This is a genomic window from Azospirillum doebereinerae (assembly GCF_003989665.1).
Classification (GTDB): domain Bacteria; phylum Pseudomonadota; class Alphaproteobacteria; order Azospirillales; family Azospirillaceae; genus Azospirillum; species Azospirillum doebereinerae.
The window spans coordinates 1-233 of the sequence record NZ_RZIJ01000109.1 but is presented as its reverse complement, the minus strand read 5'-3'; the positions used below and the strand labels follow the sequence as shown (position 1 = coordinate 233).

1 protein-coding gene is annotated in these 233 nt (G+C 52.4%); it reads right to left on the bottom strand.

The window, feature by feature from the left end; translation table 11 throughout:
* Positions 1–233 (bottom strand): hypothetical protein (locus tag EJ913_RS32290; RefSeq protein WP_211099092.1); only part of this gene is annotated, 233 nt, incomplete at both ends.

The following is a 233-nucleotide window of genomic DNA, read 5'->3' as shown; positions in this document are numbered from 1 at the left end:
GCCGGCAACGAAGCGCGGGATTTGGAAGACGCGGTGAAGTAGAAAAGAGCCTCTGAAAAAGAAGCTTGACACGAAAAGCCGGATCGACTAAATAAAGGTCAAGACAAACGGCGGACCAAAATGAACGGTTCGCCAGAGACAAAGGCGGCAGCTTCAGCGCTGCGGGATGTTTGACAAGTTTATACCGTGTTGTGAGAAGGGATGCGCAGGCGGCGGTGAGGTTTTCACCGTTT